General features: G+C 67.5%; 11 protein-coding genes. 9 read left to right on the forward strand and 2 right to left on the reverse strand.

All coding sequences use genetic code 11. The annotated features are described in order from the left end of the window. Complete coding sequence (locus ACTIEW_RS09690; RefSeq protein WP_439477707.1) at positions 1-873, reverse strand: hypothetical protein; 873 nt, start codon at positions 871-873, stop codon at positions 1-3. Positions 874-877: 4 nt separating this feature from the next. Continuing rightward, on the reverse strand, positions 878-3490 hold the full coding sequence (locus tag ACTIEW_RS09695) for a cyclic nucleotide-binding domain-containing protein (RefSeq protein ID WP_439477708.1): 2613 nt from the start codon (positions 3488-3490) through the stop codon (positions 878-880). On the opposite strand from ACTIEW_RS09695, the gene ACTIEW_RS09700 reads away from it, so the two are divergent. The 9 genes from ACTIEW_RS09700 (at position 3447) to ACTIEW_RS09740 (ending at position 14216) form a co-directional block, all read left to right on the forward strand. Next, a complete protein-coding gene (locus ACTIEW_RS09700; protein ID WP_439477709.1) occupies positions 3447-5426 on the forward strand; it encodes a heme lyase CcmF/NrfE family subunit in 1980 nt (659 codons plus the stop codon). The two genes, ACTIEW_RS09695 and ACTIEW_RS09700, sit on opposite strands and share 44 nt — an antisense overlap. Continuing rightward, positions 5423-5959, forward strand: a complete 537-nt coding sequence (locus ACTIEW_RS09705; RefSeq protein ID WP_439477710.1) for a DsbE family thiol:disulfide interchange protein — start codon at positions 5423-5425, stop codon at positions 5957-5959. The genes ACTIEW_RS09700 and ACTIEW_RS09705 overlap by 4 nt, the downstream gene beginning before the upstream one ends. Beyond that, positions 5956-6429, forward strand: a complete 474-nt coding sequence (locus tag ACTIEW_RS09710; protein WP_439477711.1) for a cytochrome c-type biogenesis protein — start codon at positions 5956-5958, stop codon at positions 6427-6429. Before ACTIEW_RS09705 ends, ACTIEW_RS09710 begins: the two co-directional genes overlap by 4 nt. Continuing rightward, positions 6426-7628, forward strand: coding sequence for a c-type cytochrome biogenesis protein CcmI (ccmI, locus tag ACTIEW_RS09715; protein ID WP_439477712.1), 1203 nt, complete (start codon positions 6426-6428; stop codon positions 7626-7628). Before ACTIEW_RS09710 ends, ccmI begins: the two co-directional genes overlap by 4 nt. 323 nt (positions 7629-7951) lie before the next feature. Continuing rightward, positions 7952-9604 carry an acetolactate synthase large subunit gene (locus tag ACTIEW_RS09720; RefSeq protein ID WP_439477713.1) on the forward strand — a complete coding sequence of 551 codons (1653 nt, stop codon included), beginning with the start codon at positions 7952-7954 and terminating at the stop codon, positions 9602-9604. Between the two features lie 30 nt (positions 9605-9634). Continuing rightward, entirely contained in the window at positions 9635-11176 is a 1542-nt protein-coding gene (locus ACTIEW_RS09725; protein ID WP_439477714.1) for an aldehyde dehydrogenase family protein, read from the forward strand. Positions 11177-11305: 129 nt separating this feature from the next. After that, the gene (locus ACTIEW_RS09730; RefSeq protein ID WP_439477715.1) at positions 11306-11671 is read left to right on the forward strand and encodes a hypothetical protein; all 366 of its coding nucleotides are present in this window, start codon (positions 11306-11308) and stop codon (positions 11669-11671) included. A gap of 4 nt (positions 11672-11675) precedes the next feature. Further along, positions 11676-12350, forward strand: coding sequence for a DUF305 domain-containing protein (locus ACTIEW_RS09735; protein ID WP_439477716.1), 675 nt, complete (start codon positions 11676-11678; stop codon positions 12348-12350). Between the two features lie 21 nt (positions 12351-12371). Further along, the gene (locus tag ACTIEW_RS09740; protein ID WP_439477717.1) at positions 12372-14216 is read left to right on the forward strand and encodes an LVIVD repeat-containing protein; all 1845 of its coding nucleotides are present in this window, start codon (positions 12372-12374) and stop codon (positions 14214-14216) included. The last annotated feature ends 14 nt before the right edge of the window (positions 14217-14230 follow it).

Raw genomic sequence — 14230 nt, forward strand, 5'->3', positions numbered from 1 at the left:
TCACCAGTAGATGAAGACGCTGAAGACATGGGCGGTGATCGCGGCGATGAGCGCGATGGTGGCCGGGACGTGCACGGCCAGCCAGACGCTCAGCCAGGCGCGGATCTGCAGGTGACGGCGCACCTGGGCCAGGGCGGCGGCCTTGCGCTGGAGCAGCTCCTCCATCCGGTCCAGCATCAGCAGCTCGACGTCTGTCGCCTGACGACGCAGGCCGCGCAGGCGCGACAGGGCCCGCCGATTGCCGCATCCGCCGCGCCCGCCCGTAATCCGCCGCCACAACCCGCCGCCGACCTGGCTGCCATCCAGCGACATCTGCACCACCCGGGCCTGGACTTCGGACAACGGCTGGGCGGCCTCGTTGATCTGGCGGTCCAGCGCCTTGAGAGTCTCCAGCATCTGCTTCTGGGTCGTCTCCCCGCGATTTCGGCTGAGGTAGCGCGGGAGCAGGGCGTATACGGTGATGCCGAACAGGCCCGACACGACGACCAGAACCATCAGGGAATAGGCCAGGGTGTGGATGTTCCAGCCGAACTGGAATCCCGAATGCAGGGTAGCGACGACCAGCACGGCCAGCCCAAGATAGACATGGGCCGAGACCCACGCCTTCAGCGACCAATTGCCCGAGGTGATCGCGCGTTTTCGCAGGCCCAGCAGGGTCAGCCACAGCACCAGCAGCGCCGCGATCGTGCCGGCCACATAGCCGTAGACGCTGCCGCCGTTCGGCCGGGGCTCGGCGTCCATCAGCAGATAGCCGATGATCGCAACGACGCAGAGAGCGCCGGCCCGCCAGACCCAGCGGAAATTCCCGTGCCGGAGGAAGCCCTCGTGCTGGCCTGCGTTTGAGCGTTCGCCAGTTTTCGCGACCTTCGCCATTGGATCAGTTGCCCCCGCCCATCCGTTTGACGGTCAGGAATTCCTCCGGCGAGACCCGCAGGGCGGCGCCGGTCGGACAGGCGCGCACACAGGCCGGTCCTCCGGACTTGCCGATGCACATGTCGCATTTGATGGCGACCTTGGGCGGTTCGGCGCCCTTGGGCTTGTGTTTGGCCCGCCAGGCCTTGTCCGGCTCGCCCGGCCCCGGTCCGGCTCCGAACAGCATCCAGGAGATCAGGTCCGGCTTTTTCGGCGGCCGGGAGTCCATGCGGATCACGTCATAGGGACAGTTCCGCTGGCAGTTGCCGCAACCGATGCAGGTCTCGTCGATGAAGACCTCGCCGTCCGGCCCGCGATGGATCGCATTGGGCGGGCAGTCGGTCATGCAGTACGGATGTTCGCAATGCCGGCACGAGGTGGGGACGTGCAGGTGGGCGTAGGTCCGGCCCGCTTCGCGGTCGAGCCGCGAAAGGCCGTCATGGACGTCGGCGCAGGCCTTTTCACAGTTGTCGCAGCCGATGCAGAGGGTTTCGTCGATCAGCAGAACGTCCGTGGCCTCGCCGATGCCCTGGTCGACCAGGAAGTCGGCCACGGCGCTGTACATGTCGACGACGTCGCCGAACTTGCCCTTCTGTTCCTCGATATAGCCGGTGACCCGACGGCGGTCGGCCATGTCGGCCCGGAGTTTCTCCTCCAGCTCGGGTTTGCGTTTAAGCAGGGCGCGGAAGCGGTCGCCGTCCAGCTTGACCACCTCCGACCGGATAGCGGCCTGGACCGTGGCGCTGCGCCGCCCGCCGTCGACCAGCGCCATCTCCCCGACGTAGGAGCCGGCCGGCAGATAGGACAGGAAGACCGACTTTCCGCCGATCTGCTTCTCGACCACCATACTGCCCGAACGCACGACGAAGATGTCGTAGCCGTCCTCGCCCTCGTTGATGATGGCCTCGCCGGTCTTCACCTGACGGATTTCAGCGGTTTCCAGCACTTCGGTCAGGTCAGCCGGCGTCAGGCCCGAGCCGAACATCTGCAGCAGCTGGCGTTCGGTGGTGATGCGGTTGACGGTGTCGCGCGCCTCCTTGACCGAGGCCATCAGGCGCAGGGCGGCCATGCGCGGAATTTCCAGAAGGATGCTGGGCTCCGCCGCCCGCACCGTGGCGCCGCGCGGGCGCCCGGAGATCAGGCCGACCTCGCCGACAATCGACCCCGTCGGGATGGGCACGGTCATCCGCTTCTTGCCCCCCACCTCGACCTCGACAGATCCGGAAGCGATGCCGAATAGCGACGAGCCGATCGAGTTGCGCTTGAAGACGATGTCGCCCGACTGATAGGCGCGGACGTCGGAGTCCAGCAGGAATTCGCGCATCTGCAGGGGCGACAGACCGCGCAGGATCTCGATCTCCTGACGCAGAAACTCGAGCCACTGGGCGACGGAACGGTTGCCGGGAAGGCCCTTCAGCCGGGCCTCCAGAATGGGCTCGTCGGCGGGTTTCAGATCAACGGCGCCGCCGATGTATTCGACGACGTCATAGCCCTGGTTGATGCAGTGTTTGATCAGCGGATAACCGGCGAGGGCCCCGATGACATAGACGCCGGGCACGGTGCTTTCGAACGTCGGCGACAGCTTCGGGAAGGCCTCGCGGGCGGCGCTGGTGAACTCCAGCCCGATCGATTCGACGAATTTGCGCGGCGGGGCCGAACCCAGCCGGGCGATGACCCGGTCGCACTGGAACCGCGTGGCGCCTTCCGGAGTGTCGACCGTGATCCAACCGGGCTCGATCAGCGTCGTCTCGGCGGTGGTCAGCAGGGTGATATGGCCCGCTTCCTGCGCCGCGAGCAGAGCCTTGGCGTTGGCTTCCTTGGCCCGGGCGAAATCGGCGCCGCGGTTGACCAGGGTCACCGTATTGCCCTGGGCCCGGTCGGCGATCAGGCCGAGTGCGTTCTCGATCCCGGCATCGCCGCCGCCGACGACGCAGATGTGCTCGTCGACATATTCGGCCGGGTCGTCGAGCTGGTACTGGATATGGGACAGCCCGCCGCCCTCGCAGGACATCAGGTTGGGATTGCCCTGGGTGCCGATGGCCAGGACGATGGTTTCGGCGCGCACTACCGAGCCGTCCGACAGGCCGATACTGAAATTGCCTTTCGAGCCGGTGATGGATTTCACCTCGGCGTGGTGGCGAACGTTGATCTTGTGTTTCGCCGCCTCGCTGGACCAGGTGTCGAGGATGGTCTCGCGCTTGCCGGGCTCGAAACTGACGTCGGCGCGCACGACCAATTGGCTGGGCGTGGCCATGATGTGCTTGCCGCGCTGGTAGCAGAAGATGGTGTCCGAGAGGTGGTCCGACTTCTCGAGCAGGACGTGGCTCACGCCGCGGGCAGCCGCGTGCGCGGCCGCACTCAGGCCAGCGGGCCCAGAGCCCAAGATGGCGATCCGATGGACCCCCTCCACCACGTCCCCCGTATCGCGCCTGGGTCGCAAACTGCAACTGATGCCGTTTCGACCCGTCCCCCGCGCTGCTTTACCATAGGAGCGCTGCTCGCTACAGTACAGGTCGGGTGGCGGAGCATATTGAATGAGCGCGGAAATCGGCCAACTGGCTCTGATCCTCGCCTTCATGCTCGGACTGGTTCAGGGAGTGGCCCCATTGCTGGGCGCCCACCGCGGCGATTCCGTCCTGATGTCCCTCGGCCGCGCCTCCGCCCTGCTGCAGATGGCATTCGTCGTCATGGCCTTCGGAGCCCTGGCCACGGCCTATCTGACGATGGATTTCTCCGTCGAGCTGGTGGCCAAACACAGTCACAGCACCCAGCCGCTGCCCTACCGGTTCGCCGCCACCTGGGGAAGCCATGAAGGCTCCATGCTGCTGTGGGTGCTGATTCTCGCCCTGCATGGCGGGGCGATCGCCTTCTTCGGCCGGACGCTCCGCGAGACGCTTCAGGCCCGGGTGCTGGCGGTGCAGGGGATGCTCAGCGCCGCCTTCATCGGCTTTTGCCTGTTCACCTCCAATCCGTTCTCGCGTCTGAGCCCGATCCCGCTCGACGGGACCGAGCTGAACCCGCTGTTGCAGGATCCCGGCCTGGTGATGCACCCGCCGCTGCTCTACCTCGGCTATGTCGGCTTTTCGGTCGCCTTCTCCTTCGCCGTCGCGGCGCTGATCGAAGGCCGGGTGGATGCGGCTTGGGCGCGTTGGGTCCGGCCCTGGGTGCTGTCAGCCTGGATATCCCTGACCGTCGGCATCGCCCTGGGCAGCTGGTGGGCCTACTATGAACTCGGCTGGGGCGGCTGGTGGTTCTGGGACCCGGTCGAGAACGCCTCGCTGATGCCGTGGCTCATGGGCACGGCCCTGCTCCATTCGGCGCTGGTGCTGGAGAAGCGGGGAGCCCTGATCAGCTGGACCATCCTGCTGGCCATCCTGACCTTCTCCCTCAGCATGATCGGCACCTTCCTGGTGCGCTCCGGCGTTCTGACCAGCGTGCACGCCTTCGCGGTCGATCCCGAGCGCGGGGCCTACATCCTCGTCTTCATCCTGATCGCCACGGGCTCGGCGCTGGGTCTCTATGCCTGGCGAGCGCCGGCGATGCGGACCGGGGCTATGTTCTCGCCCCTGTCGCGTGAGGCCGGCATCACCCTGAACAACCTGTTCCTGCTGGCGGCCACGGCGACGGTCTTCCTCGGCACCTTCTATCCGGTCTTCATCGACGTTCTGAGCGGCGACAAGATCTCGGTCGGGCCGCCCTATTACGCCCTGACCTTCGTCCCGCTCTTCATTCCGTTGCTGGTTCTGGTCGCCTTCGGGCCGGTGCTGAACTGGAAGCGTGACACCGCCCGGGCCGTGCTGTCGCGGCTGCGCTGGCCGATCGCCGTCGCGGCGGTCGCGGCCGGCGTTGGCGTCGTGGTGTTCGGCATCGCCCAGGTCGGCGCCGCCCTGGGGATCGCCCTCGGCGTCTGGCTGATCGCGGCTGCCTTTATGCTGCTTGCGCGGCGATGGGGCCTGGGCCGCAAGGGGCCCGAAACCGGGCGGCTGATCCGCACCACGCCGCTGGCCTTCTGGGCGGTCGCGGTGGCGCATGCGGGCCTCGGCGTCACCACCATCGGCGTCACGGCCATGACCGCATGGACGGCCAGCGAGGTCGTGACCATGGTCCCGGGCCAGACCATCGAATTCGCCGGTCGCCGCATCACGCTGGATGCGCTCGGCCCGGCGACGGGGCCGAACTATCAGGCGGATCAGGCCCGCTTCCGCGTCGAGGGCGAGGGGCAGCCGTTCCTGATGCTGTCGGAGAAGCGCTTCTATCCGTCCAGCCAGACCCGGACGACCGAGGCGGGCATCCGCGGCGATGCGATGGGCAACCTCTACATTTCCGTGGGTGAGAGCGCGACGCTTGGCGCAGCCACGGTCCGGCTCTGGTGGCATCCGCTGGTCGGCTGGATCTGGGGCGGGGCGATGATCATGGCCTTGGGCGGCGTGCTGTCGCTGTCGGACCGGCGGACGCGGCTGGCCATGCCCGCCCGCATGGCGGCTCCGGCCAGGGCTGCGGAGGCGGCGGCATGAGGCGGCTGGCCTTCATCGTTCCGATCGTGCTGTTCTTGATGGTCGCCGCGGCCCTCGGTCTGGGCCTGCGTCGTGATCCCAGCATTCTGCCGTCGATGCTGATCGACCGGCCGATCCCGACCTTTGACCTGCCGGGGCTGACGCCCGAGGACACCGTGGGGCTGGCCTCATCAGACTTCACCGTGAAGCCGGCGCTGCTCAATGTCTTCGCCTCCTGGTGCGTGGCCTGCGTCATCGAGCATCCGATGCTGCTGCGGCTCCAGTCCCAGGGCGTGACCATCCACGGTCTCGACTGGAAGGACGAGCCCGCCGCCGGGGCCGAGTGGCTGGCCCAGCGCGGCAATCCCTACACCCTGATCGGGTCGGACCCGCGCGGCCGCACCGGCATCGACTTCGGCGTCACCGGCGCGCCCGAGACCTTCGTCATCGACGGTCACGGCAGGGTTCGCTACCGCCACGTCGGTCCGATTACGCCGGAGGTCTGGACGGAAATTCTGCAGCCCATGATGGACAGGCTGGAGACCGAGACATGAGACGCGTCATCCTTGGATTGTTCTGCGCCCTGCTGTTCGCCGGACCGGTGGCGGCGGTCCTGCCGGAAGAGCAGCTGGCCGATCCGGCGCTTGAGGCCCGGGCGCGGGTGATCAGCCAGGAACTGCGTTGCGTCGTCTGCCAGAACCAGTCGATCGACGATTCCGACGCGCCGCTCGCCGCCGACCTGCGGGCTATCGTGCGAGAGCGGTTGTCGGCCGGCGACACCAATGAGGAGGTGATGGCCTACATCGTCGCCCGCTACGGCAATTTCGTCCTGCTCAAGCCGCCTCTGGATTTGCAGACCATCCTGCTGTGGAGCGCGCCCCTGCTGGTTTTGATTCCCGGAGGCCTTGGTCTGGCCCTCTATCTGCGACGGCGCAGCCGGGCCGGCGCGGCCGATCCCACACCCCTGTCGGCCGAGGAGCGACGTGCGCTCGCCGCCATACTGAAAACCGGTGACGCGCCATGATCCTCTGGATTGTCCTGACCCTGATGATCGCCGTGGCCGTGGTCGGGCTGGCCATACCGCTGATCCGGCCCGGCGGGGTTCTGGATCGGCGCACGACCTCCGCCGAGGTGCTGAAAGCGCAACTGGCCGATCTGGATCGCCAGGCGGCGGCCGGAGCGGCGCCGGCGGAGGACATCGCGGCCCTGCGTCTGGAGGTCGAACGCCGGGCGCTGGCCGAGGGGATCGAGTCCGCGCCGAAGGGCCGGCCGCTGGGCGAAAAGGCCCTGATCCGGCTGGCGCTAGGCCTCGCGGCGGTCGTCGCGCTGGGCGGCGCCGGGTTATACGCCCTGTTGGGGCGACCCGATCTTCCGGGCGCCGGAGCGCGCAGCACGGCCATGGCCGCAGCCCCGGCTGACGCGGCTCACGACGGCGCCGACGTCCAGGCCATGATCGTCCAGCTGGAGGCCCAGCTTCGCCAGACCCCCGAAGACGTCAACGGCTGGCGCATGCTGGGCTGGTCTTATTTCCAGACCGGCCGGTTCGCCGAGGCGGCCGAGGCCTACGGCCGCGCCGCGACGCTGGAGCCAACCAACGCCGAGCATTTCTCGGCCCAGGGCGAGGCGCTTGTCCAGGCCGGGGGAGGGCAGGTGACCCCGCCCGCCCTGACGGCCTTCCGGGGCGCCTTGCGCGCTGACCCGCAGGACCCGCGCGCCCGCTACTTCATCGCTGTCGAGATGGACCAGCGCGGCGAGCGCGAGGCGGCGATGACGGCCTGGATCGACCTGATCAACTCGGCTCCGCCCGGCGCGCCCTGGGCGGGCGAGGTCCGGGCCTTCGTCGAGGATCTGGCGCGCGAACGGGGACAGGACATTTCGGGCCGGCTGCGGCCCGCGCCTGCGGGAACGCCTGCTGCCGCGCCCGCGCCCGCGCCCGTCATGCCCGGACCGTCGGCGGCGCAGGTGGCGGAGGCAGAGGCCATGTCTCCGGCCGACCGGCAAGCCATGATTCAGGGCATGGTCGGCGGGCTGGAAGAGCGGCTCAGGATCTCGCCGCGCGACCGCGACGGCTGGGTGCGACTGATGCGGGCGCGGATGGTGCTGGGCGATAGCGCCGCGGCGACGGCGGCGTATCGCAACGGGATGCGGGCCTTTGCCGACTCGCCCACCGAGCAGGCCGCCCTGACCGAGGCGGCGCGCGGCCTTCGCGTGCCCGGCGCCTGATCCGCCGCCTTATCGCGACACGCGACCTCGCGTGACAAGGAACAACGTTCCGGTTCAAGGTGCCGCGCGAGCGGGGGCCGGGCGTGATGATCGAAGCATCGATACAGGACACGATCCTGTCTGCGGTGAGCCAACCGCTGGTCGCCGGCGCGCTTGCGGCCGGGGCGGCCGCGCTCGTGCTGTTCGCCGTGCTGGGCCGCCCTCGGCGCTCGTCCGCCCCAAGCCGACCCGTCGCCGCTTCTGAACCCGCCGATCCAGTACGGCTTTCCCCCTCAGCCCCGACCGCGCCTGCGACGGTCGCCGCTCCCGTATTGGAAAAGACGATGACCAAGGCCTCGGATCTGTTTGTCGCCTGTCTCGAAGAGGAAGGCTGTGAATATGTGTTCGGCGTCCCGGGCGAGGAGAACCTCGACTTCCTCGACAGCCTGTCGCGCAGCAGGAAGATCAAGCTGATCCTGACCCGGCACGAGCAGGGCGCCGGTTTCATGGCCGCGACCTATGGTCGGCACACCGGCAAGGCCGGCGTCTGTCTGGCGACACTGGGGCCTGGGGCGACCAATCTGGTGACCGCCGCCGCCTATGCCCAGCTGGGCGGGATGCCGATGCTGATGATCACCGGCCAGAAGCCGATCAAGTCATCCAAACAGGGCCGGTTCCAGATCCTCGACGTGGTCGACATGATGCGGCCGATCTCCAAATTCACGCATCAGCTGGCCTCGGCCGACAACATTCCCGCCCGCGTCCGCGAGGCCATGCGTCTGGCCCAGGAAGAGAAGCCCGGCGCCACCCATCTGGAGTTCCCGGAGGACGTCGCCCATGAGCAGACGACCTCGCCGGTCATCGTCGCCAGCCAGGTCCGGCGTCCCGTGGCCGACGACAAGTCGATCCGCATCGCCGTCGACCGCATCGCCCGGGCCAAATCGCCCCTCCTGATCATCGGCGCCGGAGCCAATCGCAAGCTGACCAGCCGGATGCTGACCGAACTGGTTGAAAAGACCGGCATTCCCTACATCACTACCCAGCTGGGCAAGGGGGTGATCGACGAGCGCAATCCGAAATACCTGGGCTGCGCGGCCCTGTCGTCGGGCGACTTCGTGCACCGGGTGATCGAGGCCGCCGACGTCATCATCAACGTCGGCCATGACGTGATCGAGAAGCCGCCCTTCTTCATGAAGCCGGGCGGTTGCGACGTCATCCACATCGGCTTCCGGACGGCTGAGGTCGATCCAGTCTATTTCCCGCAGATCGAGGTGGTCGGCGATATCGCCAACGCCATCTGGCAGATCAAGGAGGGCCTTTCGGCCCAGCCGCACTGGACCTTCGATCCCATGGTCCGGGCGCACAAGGCGGAGCTGGATCACACCGCCGCGTCTGTCGGCGACATGCGTTGCCCGGTCTATCCGCAGCATCTGGTCGATCAGGTCCGCAAGGTCATGCCTTCCGACGGGATCGTGTGTCTCGACAACGGCGTCTACAAGATCTGGTTCACGCGCAGCTATCCGGCGCACATGCCCAACACCTTTCTGGTCGACAATGCGCTGGCGACCATGGGCGCGGGCCTGCCGTCAGCGATGGCCTCGAGCATGATCTTCCCGGACCGCAAGGTCATGGCCGTCTGCGGCGACGGCGGCTTCATGATGAACAGCCAGGAGCTGGAGACCGCGGTCCGGCTGAAGCTGAACCTCGTGGTGCTGATCCTGAACGACAACAGCTACGGCATGATCCGCTGGAAGCAGGCCAATATGGGCTTCCAGGACTGGGGCCTGACCTACGGCAATCCGGACTTCGTCAAATACGCCGAAAGCTACGGCGCCCACGGCCACCGGGTGACTTCGGCCGAAGGAATGCCGGCGCTGCTGAAACAGTGTCTTGATACGCCGGGGGTCCATGTGGTCGAGGTTCCGATCGACTACGCCGACAACGACCGCATCCTGAACAAGGATGTCCGCGAACTCAGCGCGGCCTTGCCGGTTTAACCTCCAGACCCCCCGCCGGAGCGCCGATCCATGCCGTCCCTGAAAGCCTCCTATCCGCTGTACCTGGCCAATGAGGCGGCGGCGCCGAACCAGGACCTGGAGGTGACCGACAAATATTCGGGCAAGGTGGCGACGCGCGTGGCCATGGCCGACGCGGCGCTGATCGACCGGGCTATCGGTGAGGCGGTCAAGGCGACCGAACCGATGGCGCGCATGGCGGCCTATGAGCGGCAGGCGGTGCTGGCCCATTGCGTCAAACGCTTCCAGGAGCGGGCCGACGAACTGGCCTATGCCCTGTGCATCGAGGCCGGGAAGCCGATCCGGGATTCGCGTGGCGAGGTGACCCGGCTGATCGACACCTTCCGGATCGCCGCCGAGGAATCGGTGCGTATGACCGGCGAGGTCCAGCCGCTGGACATCTCGGCCCGCGCCAAGGGCTATCAGGGGATGTGGAAGCGGGTGCCGATCGGGCCGTGCTCCTTCATCTCGCCGTTTAACTTCCCGCTCAATCTCGCGGCCCACAAGATCGCTCCGGCGCTGGCCGTCGGGTGTCCGTTCGTGATGAAGCCGGCCTCGCGCACGCCGCTGGGGGCGTTGATCATCGGCGAGGTGCTGGCCGAGACGGACCTGCCCAAGGGCGCCTTCTCCATCCTGCCGGCGACGCGCGACGGTTCGGACCTGTTCACCACCGACGACCGGCTCAAGCTGCTGTCGTTCACGGGATCGCCTGACGTGGGTTGGGCGCTGAAGGCGAAGTCCGGCAAGAAGAAGGTGGTGCTGGAGCTGGGCGGAAACGCCGCGGTCATCGTCGACCGCGACAGCGATCTGGAAGACGCCGCCGAGCGGATCATCTTCGGGGCCTTCTACCAGTCGGGCCAGTCCTGCATCGGAGTGCAGCGCATCCTGATCCACGACGACATCTACGGCCCGATGCGCGATCTGCTGGTGAAGAAGGCGCGGGCCCTGATCTGTGGCGATCCGCGCGAGGAGGCGACCTTCATCGGTCCCATGATCGACGAGAAGGAGGCGATCCGGCTGGAAGACTGGATCAATGAGGCCCGCGCCGCTGGCGCGACCGTGCTGTGCGGCGGCAATCGCACCGGCGCCATGCTGGACGCGACCCTGCTGGAGGGCGTCGGGCGAGGCTTGAAGATCCGCGAGGAGGAGGCCTTCGGGCCGGTCGCCATCCTCTCGCCTTTCTCGGATTTCGAGGCCGCCCTGGCCGAGGTCAACGATTCAAAATTCGGGCTTCAGGCGGGCATCTTCACGCGTGACATCCACAAGGCCATGCGGGCCTGGGACGTTCTGGAGGTCGGCGGCATCCTGATTGGCGACGTGCCCAGCTATCGCGTCGACAACATGCCCTACGGGGGCGTCAAGGATTCCGGCCTCGGTCGCGAGGGCGTGAAATTCGCCATGGAGGACATGACCGAGATCCGCAATCTGGTCATCCGTCAGCGGCCGGTGGAGGGCGTCCGGGCGCCCGCGCCCCGCGCGGCGGCTCCGGAGCCGGCACATCCATCACCGCCGCCCCTGTCCGGCCGCACAGGCTGGTTCGGACGGAAGACCTGACCGGCACCCGCCTCAGTCGTGCGCGGTGGTCTGGAGCATGAACTCTTTGTCACGCGGCGGCAGGTTGTGACGCTCCTCCGGCTGGGCCATGGTTCGCGAAATCGGGTTGGGCCCTTCAAGGAGAGATGCATGCGTATCCGTATGATTTTGGCCGGCGTGGCCGCGGCGGGCCTGATGGCGTTTCCGGCGATAGCCCAGGACGGCGAGTATGCGCCGCAACTGACCCGGATGATTGCTGAAGCCGCCGAAGGAACCTGCCTCGCCGCCTATATGGCGCCCTCCCTTCTGGACGCCTGCAACGGCCAGATCGAGGAGATGTCCCCGGCGCTCCGCGCCATGGGAGCGATCGAGACGACGACTTTTGTGAGCGCCCAGGACACCCCCGAGGGGAAGGTCGAGACCTGGAGCGTCAAGTTCGCGGGCGGTCAGACGATGAACTGGTTCATCGGCCAGGAGCGCGACGGCAAGTTCACCGTCGTCGGCTCCGGGGGCTAGGGCCTTGGTCGCAGGCGCGGCCGCGGGATTTTTGCTGGCCGGACTGATCGGAATCGCGGCGGGTCCGCAGACTCCGCCCATCTTCAATCCCGGCGCGCCGGGTGCTCCGTCGCGCGTGATCAGCGCACGGGAGGCGGCCGAGCTCGGCCGCAGCAGCTTCACGGGCGACGACGTCGCCTTCATGCAGCATATGATCGTCCACCACGCCCAGGCGGTGGAGATGGTCGAACTGCTGCAGACGCGCGGCGCCCATCCGACCGTGCGGCTGCTGGGCCAGCGGATCTCGCTCAGTCAGGAGGCCGAGATGGCCCTGATGCGCGACTGGCTGAACGATCGCGGCCAGCCGCTGGAGATGCCGGGCATGGGCGGCGGTCACGCCGGCATCGATCACTCAGCCCATGCCGGCCACGCCATGCCGCCCTCCGATACGCCGATCATGGCCGGCATGCTGTCGCCGGCGCAGATGCAGGCGCTGGCCGCCGCGAGCGGGCCCGCCTTTGATCGCCTGTTTCTCGAGGGCATGATCCGCCACCACCAGGGCGCGCTCGACATGGTCGACGCCCTGATGGTCCAGCCGGGCGCGGCTGAAGATACGATGCTGTCCGACTTCGCCACTTCCGTCGTGGGCGACCAGTCGGCGGAGATTCTACGTATGCAATCCCTTTTGTCTGACCTCTGAACCCCTTCCGAAGGAGCGGCCATGAACGTTCGCAGCACCCTGCTTTCCACCGTCGCCGTTCTCGGCGTTTTGCTGGGGGCCAGCGCCGCCGCGGCGCAGTCCACGGGACCGGGCGCCGCCCAGGTGATCCGGGCTGACGGCCGCAGCACCCTGTCGCCGGGCCTGGCCGACGCCGGCCAGCTGGCGTCGGGCATGGCGCTGGAGCACTCCGTCGGCATGGCACCGGGGTTCGCGGATCCCGACATCGGCTTCTCGCCTCCGACCAGCCAGGCAGAGGGCGAGGCGATGACGGCCCGGGCGCGCGGCAATCCGAACTTCAGTCCGCTGGGCAGGGCCAACTCCGACATGGCCGTGTCGAACGGCAAGCTGTTCGTCGGCAATTTCAACGGCTTCAACGCCTATGACATTTCCGGCGACGGCGCTCCACGGCTGGTCATGTCGGTGGTCTGCCCCGGAGGCCAGGGCGACGTCTCGGTCCACGGCGACCTGCTGTTCATGTCGGTCGAGGAGAACCGCGGCCGGTTGAACTGCGGCTCCGCGACCACGGAGGACGACGTAACCAGCCAGCGCTTCCGCGGCGTCCGCGTCTTCGACATCAGCGACCTGAACGCACCCCGCCAGATCGCCGCCGTCCAGACCTGCCGCGGCTCGCATACCCATACGCTGGTCCCGCATCCGACGGACGCCAATGTCCTTTATATCTACAACTCCGGCACCTCGGACGTGCGCGGGGCGGCGGAGCTGGCTATCTGCACCGACGGCCAGCCAGACCAGAACCCCGAGACCGCCCTGTTCTCGATCGATGTGATCAAGGTGGAGCTGGACCGGCCGCAGGACGCGGCAATCGTCAACCGGCCCCGGATCTTCGCCGATAGTCAAACCGGTCGTGTGGCGGGTCTGTGGCGCGGCGGTCGGGCCGGCATCGCGACCCAGAACACCGCCCAGACCAACCAATGCCACGACATCACCGTCTTCCCCGAAGTCGGACTGGCGGCCGGTGCGTGCAGCGGAAACGGCATCCTGCTGGACATCTCCGATCCGGAGAACCCGCGCCGCACATCCGATATCTTCGATCCGGACATGGCCTACTGGCACTCGGCCACCTTCAACAACGCCGGCGACAAGGTCGTCTTCACCGATGAATGGGGCGGCGGCATCGGCGCCCGTTGCCAGGCAACAAACCCATCGACCTGGGGCGCCAACATGGTCGCCACCATCGAAAACCGGACTCTCGCGGGAAAGAGCTTCCACAAGCTGCCAAGCGCGCAGGGCGCCACTGAAAACTGCGTCGCTCACAACGGGATGATCATTCCGGTCCCGGGCCGCGACCTGATGGTTCAGGCCTGGTACCAGGGCGGGGTCTCGATCATGGACTTCACCGATCCGGCCAACCCGGTCGAGATCGCCTTCTTTGACCGCGGCCCGATCGACGCCAGCCGCCTTTACGTCGGTGGGTCGTGGTCGGCCTACTGGTTCAACGGCCGGATCTATTCGAGCGAGATTGTTCGCGGTCTCGATGTGCTGCGGCTGGTTCCGAGCGAACATCTGTCGGCGGCCGAGATCGCCGCCGCCGAGGCGGTGACGTCGGCGATGATCAACCCCCAGACCCAGACCCGCATCGCCTGGGCCGATACCCCCGATGTGGCCGCCGCCTATCTCGACCAGCTCACCCGGGCCGGCGGGGTAGAGGCGGAGCTCGCCGGACAGGTTCAGGCCCGGATCGATGTCTGGCGCCGGGGACGCGCGGACAAGCGGGCGTCGGCAGAGCTTTCCGGCGTTCTGAACGAGGCCGCGGGCAAGGCCACGGGAGTGAACGCGCGGCGGCTGAAGTCACTGGCCGATCTGTTCGAGCGGCGAGGTCGTTAGGATTCGGGTCAAAC

It is taken from the genome of Brevundimonas sp. (genome assembly GCF_051860745.1).
GTDB lineage: Bacteria > Pseudomonadota > Alphaproteobacteria > Caulobacterales > Caulobacteraceae > Brevundimonas.